A 20,745-nucleotide genomic window follows, 5' to 3' on the forward strand; every position below is an offset into this window, starting at 1 on the left:
TATAAAGGGTGTGCCAGGTATGATAGTGTTAAGAAGACATGGTTCTGAAAAAAATGTGTTTGATAAATCAAGCTCTTTAAAATATACTAAATGACTTGAAGTTTTGAGTTTTTCTGGGAATAAGGAGGATAATGATGGATCAGAAGATTTTGCCTGCTTCAGCAAGCATGAAGGATTTTGAAAGATTTCTAGAAAGTTCCTATGAAATAGGTGTGTTTCTTGATTTGCATATCTCACAATTGAAAAATGTAAGTATGATGGCAAAGCAGCATAATAAGAAAATGATTTATCATGTCGATTTGATCCATGGCATAAGAAGTGATGAGTACGCGACAGAATTCATTTGTCAGGAATATAATCCCTATGGGCTGATCTCGACTAAATCAAGCGTTATATTGAAGGCAAAGCAAAAAGGGGTCATTGCCATCCAGCGAATCTTTTTAATAGACTCACATGCGCTTGAGAAAAGTTATAAGCTGGTGCAGAAAACCAAGCCGGATTATATCGAAGTATTGCCGGGCGCCATGCCATGGATGATAAAAGAAGTGAAGGAACGATTGCAGACACCGATTTTTGCAGGTGGCCTCATACGTACTTCGGATGAAGTCCTGAATGCCCTTGATGCCGGCGCCTCGTCAATCACCACTTCAAAAACTGAATTATGGGATATCGTCTAATAGGGGAAATTGAAAAAAATTACAGAAAAATAGATTAATTTTTCATAAATTATTGACAGCGTTTTCATAACCTAGTATATTTTACAGTACAAGTTAATATATGTGACGGAGACTAGGAGATTCACAACAGATCTATTCATAATTTTTTTATGAAGATAGTTCTGCTGTGGATCTCCTTTTACTTGTTGGCAAGGTTTAAAAAATTATCAGGGGAGGGGTTTTATCATGACTCCATTTTGGGGAGAAGTGTTAGGCACGATGATTTTAGTTTTATTCGGAGCAGGTATTGGGGCAGGTTCATCCTTAAAGGGTTCCTATGCAAAAGATGCTGGCTGGATCGTTATCACGATTGCGTGGGGATTGGCTGTTACCATGGGTGTTTTTGCAGTGGGTTCCATAAGCGGGGCGCATTTAAACCCGGCGGTCACAGTAGGGTTTGCCATTATTGGAGAATTTCCATGGAGTGATGTGCCCGGTTACATAGTTGCCCAGATGATTGGCGCGATACTCGGCGCAACTCTAGTATTCCTGCACTATTTGCCACACTGGAAAGCTACGGATGATCCAGGGGCGAAGCTTGGTGTATTCGCGACTTCACCTGCAATCCCGCACACATTTTCAAATCTATTAAGTGAGATGATTGGAACTTTCATCCTTATTCTTGGTTTACTATTTATAGGAGCCAATGATTTTACAGAGGGTCTAAACCCATTCGCAGTCGGGTTATTGATTGTCGTGATCGGGATGTCACTTGGGGGAACGACTGGATACGCCATAAACCCGGCCCGCGACCTGGGGCCGCGCATCGCTCACTTTTTGCTGCCGATACCTGGTAAAGGCAATTCCAACTGGGGCTATTCATGGATTCCGGTCATTGGACCGATTGTAGGGGGTTCACTTGGTGCCGTTTGTTATAAGGCATTCTTCATGGGGGAAATGACGGCAGGATTTTGGTCTGTTATGGGTGCAAGCCTGGTACTATTGATAGTAGCCTATGCTTTTGGTAAAAAACAGTCACATGAAATGGATAGCAGAAATATCGCTAGTTAATTAAAAGGAGGGGCATACACAATGGAAAAATACATTTTATCATTAGATCAAGGAACAACAAGTTCGAGGGCGATTCTATTTAATGAAAAGGGGGAAATCGTCCATTCCTCCCAAAAGGAATTCACGCAGCATTTCCCTAAACCAGGCTGGGTCGAGCATAACGCCAATGAGATTTGGGGATCGATCCTTGCGGTGATTGCCGGTGTACTATCTGAATCCGGTGTAAAGCCAGAGCAAATTGCCGGTATCGGGATCACCAATCAGCGTGAAACGGCAGTCGTTTGGGATAAGGAAACAGGTGCCCCTGTCTATAATGCGATTGTATGGCAGTCCAGGCAAACAAGTGGAATCTGTGATGAGTTGAAGGAAAAGGGACTTAATGATTTATTCCGGGATAAAACGGGATTGTTGATAGATGCCTATTTTTCCGGAACGAAAGTGAAATGGATCCTCGATAATGTGGAAGGGGCACGGCAAAAGGCAGATGAAGGCAAGCTGTTATTCGGCACCATCGATACTTGGCTGATCTGGAAGCTATCAGGAGGCAAGGCTCATGTAACGGACTATTCCAATGCATCCCGGACATTGATGTACAATATCCATGAACTGAAATGGGATGAAGAACTGCTTGAGATATTGACTGTACCAAAGTCGATGCTGCCGGAAGTGAGGCCTTCCTCTGAGGAATATGCACGTACGATCGAATATCATTTCTTCGGCCAATCGATCCCGATCGCCGGGGCAGCCGGTGATCAGCAGGCAGCATTATTCGGCCAAGCCTGCTTCAATGAAGGAATGGCTAAAAATACGTATGGAACAGGCTGTTTCATGCTCATGAATACAGGAACCAAGGCTGTCAGCTCCGAACACGGACTATTGACGACCCTTGCTTGGGGATTGAATGGGAAGGTTGAATATGCACTGGAAGGCAGTATATTCGTAGCTGGCTCCGCCATCCAATGGCTGCGCGATGGCCTGCGGATGCTGCATGATGCCAAGGACAGTGAAACCTATGCAAAACGGGTGGAAAGTACGGATGGAGTATATGTGGTACCAGCTTTCGTAGGACTTGGAACTCCATATTGGGACAGCGAAGTGCGGGGAGCCGTTTTTGGTTTGACGCGCGGCACGTCAAAAGAACATTTCATTCGCGCCACACTTGAATCACTTGCGTATCAAACGAAGGATGTCCTTGATGCAATGGAGGCAGATTCAGGAATCGAGCTGCAAACATTAAGAGTGGATGGCGGGGCAGTCAAGAATGACTTCTTGATGCAATTCCAGAGCGACTTATTACGTGTGCCCGTCGAGAGGCCGACCATAAACGAAACTACAGCATTAGGTGCTGCATACTTAGCCGGCCTTGCTGTCGGGTATTGGAAGGATCAAGAAGAAATCTCCCGGCAATGGGCGGTGGACAAAACCTTTGAACCATCCATGGAAGATCAAGAAAGTGAAAAATTATATGACGGCTGGAAGAAAGCCGTACATGCCGCAATGGCGTTTAAATAAAAAACAACATGAATTCTTTCTCAAATGAGCTGGAGTATGCTATAATGAAATCAAGTTAATAACTCGGCCGGAGAACAGGAGAGACCATGAATGCGTTATCGAATTCGATAATGTGCATTTATGGTCTCTTTTTTTGTTTTTAATGGCAGATTAGGGATATTAATATCTATATAACTTATGCGAACAAATGAACCAATTGAATATAATGACCGAATTCACGAGTAAAAGTGCAGAATTCACGAGTAAACGCAGAATTCACGAGTAAATAGCACGAATTCACGAGTAAATCGTGAGAATTCACGAGTAAATAGCACGAATTCACGAGTAAATCGTGGGAATTCACGAGTAAATCGTGGGAATTCACGAGTAAATCGTGAGAATTCACGAGTAAATCGTGGGAATTCACGAGTAAATCGTGAGAATTCACGAGTAAACGCAGAATTCATACAAAAAAACAATAGAATGCAATACTTAAGGAGGAGTCAGGCATGAGGTTTTCAAATATATATCGGGTAGAAACGGTCGAAACTCTGAAAAAAGAGAAGTTTGATGTGGTTGTCATTGGTGGGGGAATTACAGGTGCAGGGATCGCTCTGGATGCAACGACCCGTGGGATGAAAGTGGCTTTGGTTGAAATGCAGGATTTTGCTGCAGGTACTTCAAGCCGCTCGACAAAGCTTGTTCATGGCGGATTGCGGTATTTGAAGCAATTTGAAATAAAAATGGTTGCCGAGGTTGGTAAAGAGCGAGAAATCGTTTATGAGAATGGACCGCATGTGACCACGCCGGAATGGATGCTGTTACCGATGCATAAAGGAGGTACCTTCGGGAAATTCAGTACCTCGATCGGGCTTCGGGTCTATGATTTTCTTGCAGGGGTTAAAAAATCTGAACGCAGGAAAATGCTTTCGGCGGATGAAACACTAAAACGGGAGCCTCTCGTTAAGAAAGAGGGACTGAAGGGCGGAGGCTACTATGTTGAATATCGGACGGATGATGCACGTCTTACGATTGAAGTCATGAAGGCGGCTGTCGATAAAGGTGCAACACCGATAAATTATACAAAAGTAGATAAATTGTTATATGAAAACGGTAAGGTGAACGGAGTCCAAGTGGCCGATTTGCTTTCAGGTGATGCTTATGAAATATATGCAGACAAAGTTATTAATGCAGCAGGTCCGTGGGTGGATTCCATTCGTGAGAAGGACCAATCGAAACAAGGGAAGACGCTGAAGTTATCCAAGGGTGTTCACGTGGTCATCGACCAATCGAGATTCCCGTTGAAGCAGGCGCTTTATTTTGATACGCCTGATGGCCGGATGATTTTTGCCATCCCGAGAGCCGGTAAAGCTTATGTAGGGACTACGGATACATTTTATGATGGTGATCCTGCAGTGCCGACCGTTACTTCCGAAGACCGTGCCTATCTATTAAAGTCCATACATTATATGTTTCCAGAAGTGAACATTACGGATGATGATATCGAATCCAGCTGGGCTGGGGTAAGGCCTTTGATTCTTGAAGAAGGGAAAGATCCTTCTGAGATATCAAGGAAAGATGAAATCTGGGAGTCCGACTCTGGCCTTATCACGATTGCGGGCGGGAAATTGACCGGTTATCGCAAAATGGCAAAAACGACGGTCGACCTTTTGGCAGGGAAGCTTGCCCAGCAGTCCAATAAAAAGTACCCAGCCAGCAGCACTAAAGGAATGCCGATTTCTGGAGGGGATGTCGGAGGGTCAAGCAACTTCTCCAATTATATCAAGCAACATGTTCAAATGGGCGTTGACTCAGGTCTCGCTGTAAAGGACGCCAAAGAGATATTAGCCATGTACGGGTCCAACGCACCTGTGTTATTCGATATCGCCAAAAACGAAGGAGACGGAGGAGCGACTAGCGGCATTCCAAAGAAATTGTTCGTACAGCTGAAATACGCAGTGGATCATGAAATGGCCGCAACTCCGGTGGATTTCTTCTTCCGCAGGACGGGGACATTGTTATTCGATATCGATTTAGTCCAAACGCATAAACATGCAGTGATCGATTATATGGCTCGATATTTTGGATGGACGGAATCAACAAAAATGGAGAGAACCAAACAATTGGAACAGGAAATATTGGGTGCGATTAAAGTATCTTGACTTATGTGCAAAAAACACGACGCCAGCGGAATCGCTGGCGTTTTTCTTGTATTCGTAATGTGATTATCGGGGTATTTGCAAGTGGAAAAATAAAAATGTTAATGTAAGGTTTCCTTACGCGGAAACTATTGTTTAATACATCAAGATGAAATATAATCATTAAAAGATAAATTAGAATTTTCAAACTATAAAGGGGGAGCTTAATTGTCTGAATTTATTACGGCTTTAAATGGAGTTTTATGGAGTTCACCAGTCATTTATATTTTATTGGGAGTAGGTTTATTATTCTCGATTTTAACCCGTTTTCTGCAAGTGAGGCATATTAAGGAAATGGTCCTCTTGATGTTCCAAGGGAAAAGTTCGGAAGCGGGGGTTTCCTCATTCCAGGCTTTATCCATAGCCCTTTCAGGTCGGGTCGGTACAGGTAACATTGCAGGAGTAGCCACGGCTATCGCCTTTGGTGGCCCCGGTGCCGTTTTCTGGATGTGGGCCATCGCCTTCATAGGTGCGGCCAGTGCATTTGTGGAATCCACTTTAGCTCAAATTTATAAAGTCAAACAAGATGGACAATATCGGGGAGGCCCTGCTTATTATATTGAAAAAGGGATAGGGTGGAAGTGGTTTGCTGTCCTTTTTGCATTTGCAGCCCTTATAGCCATGGCCATCCTTATGCCAGGTGTTCAATCCAATTCGATTGCTGCCGGGATGGAAAATGCATTCGGCATCAAGCCGGTATTCACTGGTTTGGCCATCGTTCTTTTACTTGGCTTCATTATATTCGGCGGTGTAAAACGGATAGCCAATGCTGCAACCTTAATCGTGCCTTTCATGGCCCTTGGTTATATATTGCTATCTGTTGTCATCGTCCTAATGAATATTACGGAATTACCAGGAGTCATCTCTTTGATATTCAGAAGTGCTTTCGGGTTGGATTCTGCATTTGGGGGAATCATTGGCATGGCGATAGCTTGGGGAGTGAAACGCGGCGTTTATTCGAATGAGGCCGGCCAAGGGACAGGAGCTCATCCGGCGGCTGCGGCTGAAGTATCACATCCAGCAAAGCAAGGTCTTGTTCAAGCATTCTCGGTTTATATCGACACATTGTTTGTATGTTCCGCTACAGCCTTCATGATTTTATTTACAGGCATGTATAATACACAAGCGGAAAATGGTTCATATATCGTCAATAATTTGGGGGATGTAACACCTGGTCCAGGGTATACGCAAGCGGCAATCGATAGCGTAATCCCAGGTTTTGGTGCTGGCTTTGTTGCAATCGCCCTTTTCTTCTTCGCCTTTACGACGATCATGGCCTACTATTATATCGCTGAAACCAATATCGCCTATTTAATGCGCAACCGGAATGGTAAATCGGCCATGTTCGCCTTGAAGCTCATCATCCTGGCGGCCAGTTTTTACGGATCCGTGCGTACGGCAGAGCTGGCTTGGGCATTAGGTGATGCTGGGCTAGGAATTATGGTATGGCTCAATGTCATTGCCATTTTAATTCTTGCTAAACCGGCGCTCATTACGTTAAAGGATTACGAAAAGCAAAAGAAAGCTGGGATCGATCCGGTTTTCAATCCAAAAGCTTTAGGTATAAAAAACGCCGATTTTTGGGAGCGTGAATACACCGGCGACAAGGAAAACGTTTCCTGAGGGAAAATGCCCTAAAATTAATTCAATATAAAAATTTACATAAAAAACCAGCTCGGGTTATTTGCGAGCTGGTTTTTTATAGTTTTGCGATAACCAAAGGGGATTATATGTTAGCCAAATTAGTCCAAGAAATTGTGAATATAACCAATGAAGTAATCGGCGATGATGTGCTTATTACGGATAAAACGGACTGGTTCTTGGCTCATGCGATGAGTTGAGAAATTCTTGTAGGGGGTACTCTACAAAGTGGAAGAACCATTGAAGTTATGGGGCTCAGCAAACTATCGAAAGGGGAAGTCAAGGATTTCGTTCACACTGGGAATCCTAAAGCATCCGGATAAGATGAGTCCAGTAAATAGGTAAAGAATAAATAAGGAGAGAAGAAACTGGCAGATCTAGCCGCGTTTCTTCTCTCCTTCGCTTATTGAATCACCCGAACTCAAAAACGGGACGTTCTTTAAGATCTCTGCTTTATAAGCTGTAAGTCGATGTATAGTTGCATTCTTGAATGAAAGTCATCAAAATCGATTGAGGTGAGATCGGTTATTTGATTCAATCTATATTTCAATGTGTTGGTATGAATGTATAGCTGTTCCGATGTCGGTTTGATCCGGCAATTGTTCAAGAGATATATTTCCAGTGTTTGAAGGAGTTTGGTTTGGCTTTCCAGGTCCTTCTTTTGAAGAGTTTCTAAATCCGTATTGATATAATTCGTTTTAGCATGATGGTTGGAGATCATTTCGAGGTAACGGAAAATCCCAAGCTTGCTATATTGGAAGGGAAGCTGTTCAGGTTCACCGATGAATTTGGCTGAGTTGATCACTTCCAGGGCTTCGAGATAGGATTTTCTTAATTGAAGAATCGAAGAGTACTCATTTCCGATTCCCGGGAATACCTTTTTGTCAGTGAATTGGGAAAGAACGGTGTTCGTTAAATCATTTGCGCTATCGGTTAGCAGGTCTTTCCCTTTTCCGTTGCTGCCAATCAGGACGATGATCTTCAATTGGTTTGTGAATACATGGGTGAAATGATTCAGCGCATTGGCGAACAGACTGACTGTATCCGCTAATTCATCGAAATGTTCTGCATCGGATTGAGCGATGGTAAAGACATTGACAAGGAAAGTTTCCGGAATGAGAAGACTCATATTGGCGGCTTCCCATTTTATTTGGTTTTCCGTTTGATAGACTTCGTCAATGACCTTTTGATAAAACTCGTTTTTTTCTTCATCTTTTTTCATGTTTATCTGTTTTTTCTGATAAAGGAGCTTGCCGATATGATGGGAAACTTCATGTAAAAATTCCAGGTCGGAATCAGTCATCATTTCCGTTTCTTGGACCCAAATGAACCCGAAGACCTGTCCTTTATGAACAGCGCTCACAACGACCCTCTGATTTAACCCGATTTCCTCGATTTGTTTCACCCTAAAAGGATGCTCCACTGTTTTAAGCTGTTCGACAATGCCCTCATCCATGAATTTTTCCAGGATTGGAATCGGCCAATGCTTTGTGAAGATCGTTTGCCGATTGGCTTGGTCGAAGTGTTCGATATAATATGAACTATATGCCAGCAATAAAAATTGGTCATTTTCGATGACGACTGGTTTTTTTAAATAAGTGCTGACCATATCCGTTATATCGTTGATGTTTGTTAGAGTCAGGATTTTTTCTAATGACATATATGGCCCCCTGCAGTTTTTTGAAGTGTATGACAACTTAGTTTAATAATACTTTTAAACTAATGATGTGTATAGGGGCAAGAACAAAGAAGGAACGGTATATGAAAAAATACCGTTCCTTTTAGGGGTTTTATTATTGTTTTAAAGTTTTTTCGAATTCTTCGAATTTCGCTTCTACTTCTTTTGATGGTTTCGCTGTTAGAAGACTGACCAGGATGATGGCAATCAAGCTAGCGCCAAAACCAGGAATCATTTCATAAAGCGTATCGGATAATCCTGCCATCGACCAGATAATTACAGTAGCGGCACCAACGATCATCCCTGCTAAAGCTCCCCATTTTGTCATCCGTTTCCAGCATAGGCTCAGTATGACCAATGGACCGAATGAAGATCCGAATCCAGCCCATGCATAGCCGACAAGTCCAAGGATCGTGTCATTCTGTTCCCAAGAGAGAATGAGCGCTATGACGGATATGGTCAGTACGGAAAGTCTGCCCAGGAAAACAAGCTCTTTATCTGAAGCGGAACGGCGGAAGAAGGTTTTGTACATATCCTCCGTTAATGAGCTGGCCGTAACCAAAAGCTGCGAAGAAATCGTGCTCATGATGGCTGCCAATATTGCGGAAATCAAGAAACCAGTGATAAGCGGGTGGAATAGTATTTCCCCTAACTCTATGAAAATCGTTTCAGGATCAGCTAACTTCAGATTGTTCTGATGGAAATACGTGATACCGATGAATCCAGTCAGCATGGCACCGATACTGGAGAAAATCATCCAGCCCATCCCGATAGTACGGGCTTTCTTGATTTCTTTAATAGAACTGATTGCCATAAAGCGGACAATGATATGCGGCTGTCCGAAGTAACCAAGTCCCCAAGCAAATAATGAGATGACTCCTAAAAAGCTCGTCCCCGTAAAAATATTCAATAGAGCTGGATCAATGGAACGTGGCGTGTCAATCGCAGGACCGAAACCGCCAATATGGAAAAGGGTGACGATCGGTACAAGAACCAAGGCGACAACCATGATGATCCCTTGAACAAAGTCTGTCCAGCTTACTGCCAGGAATCCACCGAATAAAGTATAGGCAACGGTGACGCCTGTCAAGATCCATAGGCCTGTATGGTAATCAAGGCCGAATGTACTTTGGAATAAGACTCCGCCGGATACCATTCCGGAAGAAACGTAAAAGGTAAAGAATACGAGGATAACCAAAGCCGAAATGAGCCTTAAGATCTGTGAGCCCTCGCCGAAACGATTTTCCAGGAAAGCGGGGATCGTAATCGAGTTATTGGCGACTTCCGTATAGGTTCTCAATCTAGGTGCAACATACAGCCAGTTCATATAGGCTCCTAATGTGAGACCGATTACAATCCAGATTGAACTTAGTCCTGTTGCGAACATTGCACCAGGCATACCCATTAAAAGCCAACCGCTCATATCCGCGGCACCGGCGCTCAATGCAGTGACGGCAGGACCAAGACCACGGTCGCCCAGCATATAATCATTTAAATTGGAAGTTCTTTTGTATGCGAAGTAACCGATGAGAAGCATGCCAGCCATGTAAATGCTGATCGAAATTATTAATGCGTAATCCATAAAAGACTCCCTTCTTGATGAAATATATAATTTTTTGTTTTAAAAGAGGAAGCAACCTATTTGTCACTTCCTCCATTTACCTTCATTTTGGCTTCCGTATCCAGAATGGAGGATACGGAAACTATAAGGGTTTCAAATCATCTTCAAATTGCTTAATGGAACATTATCAGAATGTTTCAGATGTTGTTTTTGCTTGCATATGAAGCTGCAAGTAGTCCGGTCCGCCTGCCTTGGAATCAGTTCCTGACATGTTGAACCCGCCGAATGGCTGATAACCTACGATCGCACCAGTACAGCCGCGGTTGAAATACAAGTTCCCCACATGGAATTCTTCGCGTGCTTTTTCCATGTTAAGGCGATTTGTCGTAATGACAGCCCCAGTCAAACCATATTCAGTGTTATTGGCAATCTCAAGTGCTTCGTTGAAGTCCTTGGCTTTTGTGAAGGCAACGACTGGTCCGAAGATCTCTTCTTGCATCAAGCGGGCTTGCGGATCGACATCGGCAACGATTGTCGGTTGAACGAAGTAGCCTTTAGAGCTATCTCCTTCTCCGCCTGTCAGGATGCGTCCTTCTTGGTTCCCGATTTCAATGTAGCTCATGATTTTGTCAAAAGCCGCTTGGTCGATAACCGGTCCCATGAAGTGATTTTCTACAGGATTACCAACTGTAAGTTGTTTTGTTAATTCAACAGCGCGAGCTAATACTTGATCATATACATCTTCAACGATGACAGCACGGGAACAAGCAGAACATTTTTGTCCAGAGAAGCCAAATGCAGATTTAACGATCGATTGAGCAGCCAATTCAAGATCTGCCTCTTTGTCGACGACGATTGTATCTTTTCCGCCCATTTCAGCGATGACACGCTTCAGCCAAATTTGGCCTTCGTTCACTTCTGAAGCACGTTTGTAAATGCGCAGACCTACATCACGTGAACCTGTGAAGGAGATGAAACGTGTTTTAGGATGATCGACCAGGTAGTCGCCGACCTCTGCTCCGCTTCCTGGAACGAAATTCAACACACCTGCTGGAAGGCCTGCTTCAAGCATCACTTCAACGAATTTCGCAGCAACGATAGGAGTAGTAGAAGCTGGTTTCAACAGGATTGTGTTCCCGGTAACGATAGCGGCAACAGCTGTACCTGCCATGATCGCAAATGGGAAGTTCCAAGGAGAAATGATGATGCCTACTCCTAATGGAATGTAATCATAGCGGTTGAATTCCCCCGGACGGCTTTGAACAGGCACACCATCTTTAAGAGTCAGCATTTGGCGAGCATAGAATTCAAGGAAATCGATTGCTTCCGCTGTATCAGCATCAGCCTCATTCCAAGGTTTTCCTGCTTCTTTCGTCAATAATGCAGAGAATTCATGCTTGCGTCTGCGAATGATGGCAGCCGCTTTGAATAAAACGTCAGCGCGGATTTCCGGCTTCACTTTTTTCCAGCTTTCAAAAGCGGTAACAGCTTCCTGCATGGCTTTTTCAGCAAGATCCCTATTCGCTTTCGATACGCGGCCGATGACCTCTTGCTTATCTGCAGGGTTATATGAAACGATTTTCTCATCAGTCGTCACTTGCTCTGCCCCGATATAAAGAGGGTAGTCTTGCCCTAAGTAGCCCTCGACAGTTTGAAGTGCTTCCTGATATGCTTTTTTGTTTTCCTCGTTTGTAAAATCAACAAATGGTTCGTGTTTATATGAAATCATTGATAATCACACCTTTTAATAGATTTTTTGTAACAATTAATAATGTTGAAAGTATATTTAGCTTCTGACCATCCCTTTGAAGGCAAAGGCAATATTGGATGGCCTTTCTGCAAGCCTTCTCATGAAGTATCCATACCAATCCAGACCGTATGGTACATAGACGCGCATTTTGTAACCTTGCTTGACCAATTCGTATTGAGTCTTGTTCCTCATGCCATAAAGCATTTGGAATTCGAATTGTGTATTTGGGATGTCATATTTCTTGGCCAGCTCTTTTGTATATTCGATGATTTTGTCATCATGTGAGGCAATGGCCGTATAATTTCCGTTAAGAAGACTTTGCTTAATCAACTTTTTATAGTTTTCGTCCACATCATTCTTCTCGGGAAAAGCAACCTCTGGAGATTCCTTATAAGCACCCTTTACGAGACGCAGGAATGGCTTATATTGGCCAAGGTCCTCCAAATCTTTCTCTGTGCGGAATAAATATGCTTGTAGAACAGTGCTTATGCAGCTGTATTTTTCTTTGAACTGTCTAAAGATATCGATTGTTGCCTGACAGCGAACTTCATCTTCCATATCGATCGTGACCATGACTTTATGTTTTTCGGCTGTATCAAGAATTTTCGTCATATTCTCAATCACTAGTTTATGATCGATATCAAGTCCCAAAGAAGTCATCTTCAGAGAAACCTGTGAATCAAGTTTTTCCCTGCTGATCATTTCGATGGTTTCGATGCATTCTGCCGTCCGTTCCAGAGTCACTTCCTTGGAATCAACGAATTCCCCAAGATGGTCGACTGTAACCGACAAGCCGCTATTATTAAGTTGTTTAATGAATTTAATGGAACTTTGGAAATCAGTTCCCCCAATGATCTTTCCAGCAGCAAAATTTCCTCCGCTTTTTTTAGCAATATTATTAAGCAGGTTATTCTTAGATAAAAATAAGAAAAAGTCCCTTGTAATGGCTTCCATATAAAGCGCACCCCCTAAGAAGATGTATTTCTTAAATTAAGCTTAAGGTTTTTCGACAATATTCTCAATGTTCTCAAAAAACAATAATTCTGTCATTTCTTTGTCGGTTTTGGACAAATGAAAAGGTTTACATTTCTGCTGATGAACGAAGGTTTATCTTTTGACTTAAAGAGAAACGCTAGAGGTAAAGCCTTTATTATTGATTAGGACTTCTATGAATGCGTTTAAAAGTGGCAGCTCGACCATAATCATCCAATGCGTTATAATGGACCATATTTAACAGAATAGGTCAATGTTCGAAGAAAAAACGATAAATGGAGCGTTCAGACGTAAAATCGGTGAAAAACCGTAAAAATAAGTACATCGGCAAGCCGGGGAGGATAATGAATGGATGCTGTTCTTGAAGAACTTAGAGAAACATCGGGATTGATAGTAGGATTAATAATGGCCCTGGTAATTATGGGGCTGATCGGTTATGCCCTTACGAATGTACATGAATCCATCGTTGCACCTGTGGTTCAGTTCATAAAGAAAATGGTCGGCAGAAAATAGCTCAAGAGGAATACATTACTTTTTGTCCCTAATCGATAACTAGCCCTTGTTAAAGAAATCCCTGCAGGGTTTGTCTAAAAGGGACAAAGAACCCCTATATAACATATCAGCCGAGAATGAAGAAAATCCCCCGCTCCTAATGGAAGTGGGGGATTTTAATTCAAGGTCGTTGAATCTCATCTGAACATTGAAAAGCTGGGGCCGTTGGAATGAAGGTTATTTCCGAAAGGAAAGCTTGGATTTTGGGAGCGTGGATAGGATAGTATGAACAAGAATTGAATAATACATTTAGGCCCGGCCATAAGCCAGGGCCTTTTTGTTTACAAATCAAAGTAGTCATCTGCCTTTGCGCCTGTATCTAAACTTCGAACCGCCTTCATGATTTTCTTTAAAACCCCGGCTGACGGCACATACTTGGGATCGCTGCAAACTCTGCTTATCGTATTGCGTGAGATTCCTGACGCACTTACGAACTCCTCTTGGGTATATCCGTGCTTATCGATTAATTTACCGACCTTGCTTCGCGGCTTTCTCTTCCCGAATCTAAACATTTGATAACCTCCTAGAATGATTTACTAGCAGTCTCGTCCAGCTTTCACAAAAATATACACATAGTTTCCCAAATGTTTGGGATGAAAAATTGAAAAGCGGTTCCCGGGTTGGTTGTATGATGAAGTTTCTATTTCTTTGAATTTATTTCCATTTAAATTATAATAAAAAATAGGCAGCGAACACAGACTGAATAATGCAAGTGAATGGTTAATACATATGTACCTTAGGGGGAAACCATGGGAAGAATAGTTCATTTCGAAATTCATGTGAATGACATGGAACGGGCAAAGACGTTTTATGGAGAGGTGTTCGGGTGGTCATTTCAAGACTGGAGTGATTATGCAGGGATGCCATACTTTGGAGCGGCAACTGGCAATGAGAATGAACATGGTATCGATGGTGCTTTGATGCAGCGTCAAAGTGCTCCGCCGGAAACACACCAAGCGTTAAATGCATTTGCGTGTACCATTGGCGTGGAAAATTACGATTTAACGGAAGCAAAAATTATTGAGAATGGCGGCAAGCTCGCAATGCCCAAATTTGCCCTTCCCGGGATGGCTTGGCAAGGATACTATATCGATCCCGAAGGCAATACTTTTGGAATTCATCAACCCGATGTGAATGCAAAATAGAGTGGATAATGGGTGAATTAAAACATGGAATCAAAGAAAGGCGGACGATCTGCCTTTCTTTAATTTTTTACGTGTAAGACTGACTCTGGAATTAATATAAAAAGAGGGATTGTCGTCCCTCATCAGAAGAATGTTTAAAATTACTAATTTGTATCTTATAATAAGCAGCTAACTTTAAAGATTGCGAGAATCATCCAAGATTTAATTGAAGGAAAGGTGTTTGGTTGAAGTGAATGTTGAATCTTTTTTTTCCGAGAACATTAAAGCGGCACTTAAGAATGATCCGCCCGGTGCATGGATGCCAGATCTGCCAGATGGTTGTATTCGCTTGAGTTCAGGCTATCCTGATCCTGCTCTCGTTCCTGCTGAGGAGCTTAAGGAAGCTGTAGCCAGACTTCTTGATGAGGAGCAGGATTTGCCGCTCCATTATCTCGGAAGTCCGCGAATTCCAAGACTAAAGCAGCAAATCCAAAAAAGGTTGGCAGAGCGTGGAATTTGCGTTTTGGAAGAACAGCTTTTGATTACATCAGGAGCTTGCCAGGGGATTGATCTTATTGCCCGCGTTCTTCTTGATGATAAAGCGGTTGTAGCGGTAGAGTCGCCCACCTACATGGAGGCTTTGGAGATTTTTCAAAACTATACGGAACGGATCATTAGTATACCTATAGATGAACAGGGACTCCAAACATACCGTTTAAAGGAAATGCTGGATGAGAGAAAACGCACTGGTCAAACCCTCCCGCGTTTTTTATATACAATCCCAACTTTTCAAAATCCAACTGGAACGACTATGACAATTGAGCGCCGGAAGCATTTAGTGGAGCTTTCCATCGAGTATGATTTCCTCATTTTGGAGGATGATGCATACGGGGAATTATCCTTCGATGAAAATCCGGTCCCAATAAAATCTATTGATAAATGCGGGCGAGTCCTGCAAGTCGGGTCATTATCCAAGGTTGTTGCGCCAGGAATGCGGATTGGATGGATAGCGGGAGAAAGTGAATTCATCAAGGCTTTTGAGTGGTTTAAAAAAGATTTAGACCATCCGTTTGCTCAAAGTTCAATGGCTGTATACTTAGAAAACACCGATTTTGAGAAACGGCTCGACCTTTTAAAAAATACGTATCGTTCTAAATGCACTGCGTTAATCCATTCGATGGAACAATTCCTTCCAGAATCCCTTTCTTGGTATGTACCAGATGGCGGTTACTTTGTATGGGTGAGAATACCAGGGGTGGACACATCGCAGCTATTATCACAGGCCTTTGCTGAGGGTGTTTCATATGTTCCGGGGAAATACTTTTTCTTGGATCAAAACGATGGAACCGAGTTTCTCCGGCTCTCGTTCAGTTATGCCAATGAGAAAGAAATGATCGAGGGAATACGAAGACTAGGACAGCTTATCGCATCTAGTTTGTCCTGAATGATTGTTAGTTTTGTAATCTATAAGTTATTTCGATGTATTTGTACGCCTACTTCCTTAAAGGGGTAGGTTTTTTATCTTTATATCTGAGTGAAGCGAAAATATGTTGTTCCGACCATGAGAGAGGAAATGGTCCATACATTACATTTAAAAAGCATGAAAATTTTATCGAAATGCTTGAAGGAGATATTAGGGGGGAGTGGTGGACAAATTGACAAAAAGAAAAAACCCTTGATATATCAAGGGTTTTCGAAATGGAGCATAGCGGGATCGAACCGCTGACCTCTACGCTGCCAGCGTAGCGCTCTCCCAGCTGAGCTAATGCCCCGAATTGAGGTACAATAATTATTTTATCGGATTTTGGTGAAAAGTCAATATAAAATATGAGATTTTTGCAAAAATGATAAAAAACCCGTTTGAGTGCAGTCAAACGGATCAGACTAGAGACTCGAGTTAACCTGCAGATTTTTTGCTAGACGATTGGGATGTAAAAGACCTGCCGCAAAAGATTACCAGTAAACTAACGAGATTGAAGAAGGTTCTTTCACATGAGAACTGGAGCCAGCTTTCCCACTGAATAAACTGAAATTGAGATCATGTTGATCCATCTCTGGGATTATTTTTTCATTTATCATGTGCTTCATCAGGTTCTATCATTTTTTTTGCTTATCCTGAATTATATCCGTGATGGTGTATGTTTTAACATCAACACGTGCAATGGAGAGATCCCGGTTTAATACATAAGCCTGATCCCCATCCTGGCTAAAGACGATTGCTTGCCTTGGTTCTTTGAACCCCCCGATTGTTTTAACTATGCGGTGATCAGCGACATTGATCACGTCAATCGTATGATCAGCTTTGTTGCTTGCGAAAAGGAGTTTATCATCAGGCGATAGAGCAGCGCCATATGGCTCGCGTCCCACTTTGATTTCACCCTTTATATTACCGTCTAGCGTATCAACTGAGGAAATGCTGTTGCGTCCGCTGTTGGCGGCATATAATGTTCTTCCATCAGCGGTAATCGAGATTCCGCGAATACTGGAGAACCCTGTTATTTCACGAATGATTTTTTTGGTGGTGGCATCAACGATAGACACTTTATCTCCTTGAAAGTTCGTGACAAAGATATATTTTCCGTCCGAAGAGACTTTAATGCCCTGCCTTGGTTGGGCGAAACCGGTAATGACGTCAATCGGTTTTCGTTTTTCCAGATCCACGATCGTGACGGAATTGTGTGCTTGATTGTTCACATACAATGTCTTGCCATCCGGACTGACAGCGGTCCCGAATGCACCTGGACCAACGACAACTTCATCTTTCAAGGTGAAGTTCTTTAAGCTGTAAAAACGAATCGTACCGAGCGTACTGTCTGAGACGACAAACTCTGAGCCGCCATCAATAAACACGATGTTTCTCGGTGAACCGAAGCCATCGATCTTTTTACGCAACTTGCCTTTGGTAAGATCATAGACCAGGATGGATTGTTCACGGCTATCCGAGACAATCGCTATTTGTTCATCCGGACTTACGGCAAGGGAATTGTTGGTGATGTGGGTGTCAAAGCCTGTCGCCAACTCTGGACTTTTACTTTTAGCAGAAGAAGCACCTATTACATTTGGTATGAATAACACAAATAATAAGGGTATCCATATACTTTTTACCTTCATTTTTTTAAACATCACTCACCTCGGGAAATTATTTTCTTGATAATTGTTTATATCCCTGTCAATATCATGCTGGTTGTCCTGACCACCTTCCTTTAAAATGTTTAAGCAAGCCGGAGTTCGTCCTTTCACTATATATAAACGTATAGAGCAGGATATCGGTTTGGTCATTTTGCAAATTCATAAAAAATATATAGAGTGGACCCCTTAGATAAATAATGGATTAGGCCACAGTGAAGTCACGTAACACTAGACTTCCTCACTGAGCGGTGGATGATAGTAAATATCCATAAATAGGTGTTGGATTCTAATGCTGGAGATAAAAACTGAGGATTGTGGAAGTTTCGATTGGATTAAGCAGGCAATTAGCCATTAATTGATGCCCTATTGGACTTGCAAAGGGGTCAAAAATGGTTTAACAGAGGTATGGAGGAAAGTTGAGGAGAATTTCAAAAGGGGTTCGGAATGTTTAATTCCCAACCCTTTTTATCTAGTGAACCGTTTAGTGCAGTCAAACGGCCTTTTTATTATACATTTTCGATTTCCACCCGTGCAATTTCCTTAAGATTGGAGACGGTGTAATACACTTCCGATGTTCTGACTTTGTGATCGACCAGAACTTTAAGGGTCAAAAGGTGGTTGTCATTTGCCACATCTTTGATTCTAAGATTTTTGATGAATATTTTTTCGTCTTTGATTTTTTTCAGTACGATTGCAATGTCATCTTTATTTTGTACGACCAGCTGCAGAAAGATTTCTTTTTGCCGTAACTTCATCGGTCCGAGCCAGGTGACGATTGCGGGCACCAATTCCACACTAATGATCAATAATATGACGCCGGCTATGGCCTCGAGAAAAAAACCAGCTCCAACGGCAATCCCGATCCCTGCCGCTCCCCAGATGATGGCGGCTGTCGTTAAACCGGATATGCTGTTGTTGTCACGCCGGAGTATGACGCCAGCACCTATAAAACCGACGCCGGAAACGATCTGGGCTGCAAGACGCAAGGGGTCCATTGTGATATTAACGTCGTCGCTACCCGGGAATTTATAAGCGGATTCCATGGAAACGATCGTTAATAAACAGCTGACGATTGAAATGACCAGGCTCGTTTTTAATCCAACGGGTTTTCGTTTCATTTCTCGCTCTAGGCCGATAATTAGTCCAAGGAGAGCTGAAATCCCCAATTTGATAAGGATTTGCAGTTCCGATTGAGGGTCGAATGTCCAATCCATTTTGTTTCACCACTTCCGAATTATTATCGAAGAATAAAATCGTCTGTTGCCATATACCCGTTTTTCAAAAAAAAACTACCCTAATAATTTTAACATAGTAGAATAGAGTTCTATGTAACGTAATTCCGTTGAAAGGAGGAATCCAAGTGCAAATGCCAAAAGTGAATCCCTATGTAGCGTTGGCGATCGGTGTGGCATCCGTATCGTTTTCGGCCATCCTTGTTAAACTGGCAACCGCTCCATCTGGTGTTATCGCCTTTTACCGTTTATTATTTACCGTCCTTCTTATGTTGCCGGTTTTCATGGTGAAATACCGCCATGAACTTAAATTCATTGAAAAAAAGGATTGGCTGTATTCGATTGCGGCAGGAGTGTTTTTGGCTTTTCATTTTATTTTATGGTTTGAATCGCTTAATTACACATCGGTCGCAAGTTCAACTGTCCTTGTAACCCTTCAGCCTTTATTCGCTTTTGCCGGAGCCTACCTGTTTTTTAAAGAAAGATTTTCAATGAAGGCAATATTGAGCGGCATCATTGCGATAGCAGGCAGCCTTGTCATTAGCTGGGGTGATTTGAGAATCAGCGGCATGGCGCTTTGGGGAGATATTCTTTCGCTTATCGCATGTGCGCTCGTAACCGGATATTTACTGTTTGGTCAAAATGTCCGAAAACGCGTCTCTTCTATAACATATACATTTGTCGTGTATGCAATCAGCGCCGTCGCCTTGTTTTTCTATGTGATCTTCAAGGGAGAGGCATTGGCGCCTTATCCTGCTTCCGATTGGATCTATTTCGTTTTGCTTGCCATCTTCCCGACTTTATTAGGACATTCTTTATTCAATTGGTCATTAAAATGGTTAAGCACATCGACGCTATCGATGGGAATCTTGCTAGAACCGGTGGGAGCGACAATTCTGGCTTACTTCATATTGGATGAACCGATACTCTGGACGCAGGTCCTTGGAGGTACCATCATATTGGGTGGTTTGATGATGTTCTTAAAGGATGAAAAGAATAGCAAGGATCATGAAGAGGCGCAAGTCTCCGTATAAAAGCAGTAAGTCTCCCGACTTACTGCTTTTATCTAATATGGATGAAACAAATAGGTGATCCGTGTGAAAATCAAAGCGAAAGTAAAGCTGAATAAAAATGTCGTACCATTCACCTTGCCTTTTTCTCTGCTGAACTTGATGGCTTCATAAAAAGCGGTACTGAATAAGTAAAGGGCCATACTGTAGGAAATGAGTAATCCGATTAATGGCAGATTCATTGCTTCACCTCATGGAAAAAAGATATCTATATATGACTATTTGTGTTTCTTTGGAAATATGCTTCGTTTATTCATAAAGCGTGGGGATGGCCCGGATGTAGGGGAGGGGTGTGATGATGTAAAGAATATATAGAAGGAAATAGGTGAATATGTTTTTTTTGAAAAAAGTTTTAAAAAACGTATTGCAAACATTTTTAGTACATGGTATATTATTTCTTGTCGCTAAGACAGCAACTTAAACAGCTAACAAGTTGTTAAAAAAGATTTTAAAAAAGTTGTTGACGAAACGTGACAGAATGTGTTACATTATAGAGGTCGCTTCTGAGAGAAACGACATCGAAATTGCTCTTTGAAAACTGAACAAAACAAAGCGCCAACGTTAAATTTTAAGTGAGCACACACTATCAAAAAAGTAAA

The 20,745-nt window shown here is 42.4% G+C and carries 18 protein-coding genes and 1 tRNA gene; 9 read left to right on the plus strand and 10 right to left on the minus strand.

The window, feature by feature from the left end; translation table 11 throughout:
* Positions 1 to 134 precede the first annotated feature (134 nt).
* The 3 genes from J7I90_RS18225 (at position 135) to glpK (ending at position 3,239) form a co-directional block, all read left to right on the plus strand.
* Positions 135 to 677 (plus strand): glycerol-3-phosphate responsive antiterminator, encoded by a 543-nt coding sequence (locus J7I90_RS18225; protein ID WP_048683275.1) that lies wholly within the window; start codon positions 135 to 137, stop codon positions 675 to 677.
* Positions 678 to 902: 225 nt separating this feature from the next.
* The gene (locus J7I90_RS18230) at positions 903 to 1,727 is read left to right on the plus strand and encodes an MIP/aquaporin family protein (protein WP_214773163.1); all 825 of its coding nucleotides are present in this window, start codon (positions 903 to 905) and stop codon (positions 1,725 to 1,727) included.
* 21 nt (positions 1,728 to 1,748) lie between these two features.
* Complete coding sequence (gene glpK / locus J7I90_RS18235; protein ID WP_214773164.1) at positions 1,749 to 3,239, plus strand: glycerol kinase GlpK; 1,491 nt, start codon at positions 1,749 to 1,751, stop codon at positions 3,237 to 3,239.
* A 175-nt stretch (positions 3,240 to 3,414) separates the two neighbouring features.
* On the opposite strand, the gene J7I90_RS18240 is transcribed toward glpK, so the two are convergent.
* Complete coding sequence (locus tag J7I90_RS18240) at positions 3,415 to 3,666, minus strand: zinc metalloprotease (protein ID WP_214773165.1); 252 nt, start codon at positions 3,664 to 3,666, stop codon at positions 3,415 to 3,417.
* Between the two features lie 61 nt (positions 3,667 to 3,727).
* Between J7I90_RS18240 and J7I90_RS18245 the strand changes: the two genes are divergently transcribed.
* Positions 3,728 to 5,380: a glycerol-3-phosphate dehydrogenase/oxidase gene (locus tag J7I90_RS18245; RefSeq protein WP_214773166.1), complete on the plus strand. Its 1,653-nt coding sequence runs from the start codon at positions 3,728 to 3,730 to the stop codon at positions 5,378 to 5,380.
* A 204-nt stretch (positions 5,381 to 5,584) separates the two neighbouring features.
* Positions 5,585 to 7,039 (plus strand): alanine/glycine:cation symporter family protein, encoded by a 1,455-nt coding sequence (locus J7I90_RS18250; RefSeq protein ID WP_214773168.1) that lies wholly within the window; start codon positions 5,585 to 5,587, stop codon positions 7,037 to 7,039.
* Positions 7,040 to 7,496: 457 nt separating this feature from the next.
* On the opposite strand, the gene J7I90_RS18255 is transcribed toward J7I90_RS18250, so the two are convergent.
* The 4 genes from J7I90_RS18255 to J7I90_RS18270 form a co-directional block, all read right to left on the minus strand.
* On the minus strand, positions 7,497 to 8,717 hold the full coding sequence (locus J7I90_RS18255) for a PucR family transcriptional regulator (protein ID WP_214773169.1): 1,221 nt from the start codon (positions 8,715 to 8,717) through the stop codon (positions 7,497 to 7,499).
* A 133-nt stretch (positions 8,718 to 8,850) separates the two neighbouring features.
* Positions 8,851 to 10,317: a sodium/proline symporter PutP gene (putP, locus tag J7I90_RS18260; protein WP_214773170.1), complete on the minus strand. Its 1,467-nt coding sequence runs from the start codon at positions 10,315 to 10,317 to the stop codon at positions 8,851 to 8,853.
* A gap of 166 nt (positions 10,318 to 10,483) precedes the next feature.
* Positions 10,484 to 12,025, minus strand: coding sequence for an L-glutamate gamma-semialdehyde dehydrogenase (pruA, locus tag J7I90_RS18265; protein WP_101223545.1), 1,542 nt, complete (start codon positions 12,023 to 12,025; stop codon positions 10,484 to 10,486).
* A gap of 57 nt (positions 12,026 to 12,082) precedes the next feature.
* Positions 12,083 to 13,000, minus strand: a complete 918-nt coding sequence (locus J7I90_RS18270; protein WP_034310470.1) for a proline dehydrogenase family protein — start codon at positions 12,998 to 13,000, stop codon at positions 12,083 to 12,085.
* Positions 13,001 to 13,387: 387 nt separating this feature from the next.
* Here J7I90_RS18270 and J7I90_RS18275 point away from each other — a divergent pair, with 387 nt between their 5' ends.
* The gene (locus tag J7I90_RS18275; RefSeq protein ID WP_214773171.1) at positions 13,388 to 13,552 is read left to right on the plus strand and encodes a hypothetical protein; all 165 of its coding nucleotides are present in this window, start codon (positions 13,388 to 13,390) and stop codon (positions 13,550 to 13,552) included.
* A gap of 320 nt (positions 13,553 to 13,872) precedes the next feature.
* Here J7I90_RS18275 and J7I90_RS18280 read toward each other — a convergent pair whose 3' ends face one another.
* Complete coding sequence (locus J7I90_RS18280; RefSeq protein ID WP_053536661.1) at positions 13,873 to 14,103, minus strand: helix-turn-helix domain-containing protein; 231 nt, start codon at positions 14,101 to 14,103, stop codon at positions 13,873 to 13,875.
* Between the two features lie 237 nt (positions 14,104 to 14,340).
* On the opposite strand from J7I90_RS18280, the gene J7I90_RS18285 reads away from it, so the two are divergent.
* Positions 14,341 to 14,736: a VOC family protein gene (locus tag J7I90_RS18285; protein WP_214773172.1), complete on the plus strand. Its 396-nt coding sequence runs from the start codon at positions 14,341 to 14,343 to the stop codon at positions 14,734 to 14,736.
* A gap of 229 nt (positions 14,737 to 14,965) precedes the next feature.
* Entirely contained in the window at positions 14,966 to 16,159 is a 1,194-nt protein-coding gene (locus tag J7I90_RS18290; protein ID WP_214773173.1) for an aminotransferase-like domain-containing protein, read from the plus strand.
* 255 nt (positions 16,160 to 16,414) lie between these two features.
* Here J7I90_RS18290 and J7I90_RS18295 read toward each other — a convergent pair.
* From J7I90_RS18295 to J7I90_RS18305, 3 genes are all read right to left on the minus strand, one after another.
* A tRNA-Ala gene (locus J7I90_RS18295) sits at positions 16,415 to 16,487 on the minus strand.
* 325 nt (positions 16,488 to 16,812) lie between these two features.
* The gene (locus J7I90_RS18300) at positions 16,813 to 17,838 is read right to left on the minus strand and encodes a beta-propeller fold lactonase family protein (protein WP_214773174.1); all 1,026 of its coding nucleotides are present in this window, start codon (positions 17,836 to 17,838) and stop codon (positions 16,813 to 16,815) included.
* A 512-nt stretch (positions 17,839 to 18,350) separates the two neighbouring features.
* The gene (locus J7I90_RS18305; RefSeq protein WP_214773175.1) at positions 18,351 to 19,058 is read right to left on the minus strand and encodes an MgtC/SapB family protein; all 708 of its coding nucleotides are present in this window, start codon (positions 19,056 to 19,058) and stop codon (positions 18,351 to 18,353) included.
* A gap of 152 nt (positions 19,059 to 19,210) precedes the next feature.
* Between J7I90_RS18305 and J7I90_RS18310 the strand changes: the two genes are divergently transcribed.
* Complete coding sequence (locus J7I90_RS18310; protein ID WP_251025375.1) at positions 19,211 to 20,110, plus strand: DMT family transporter; 900 nt, start codon at positions 19,211 to 19,213, stop codon at positions 20,108 to 20,110.
* 32 nt (positions 20,111 to 20,142) lie between these two features.
* Here the strand turns inward: J7I90_RS18310 and J7I90_RS18315 are convergent, their stop codons facing one another.
* A complete protein-coding gene (locus tag J7I90_RS18315) occupies positions 20,143 to 20,328 on the minus strand; it encodes a hypothetical protein (RefSeq protein WP_034310479.1) in 186 nt (61 codons plus the stop codon).
* Between the last annotated feature and the right edge of the window lie 417 nt (positions 20,329 to 20,745).

Origin of the sequence: Bacillus sp. ISL-57, assembly GCF_018613135.1 — a bacterium.
Classification (GTDB): domain Bacteria; phylum Bacillota; class Bacilli; order Bacillales; family DSM-1321; genus Peribacillus; species Peribacillus frigoritolerans.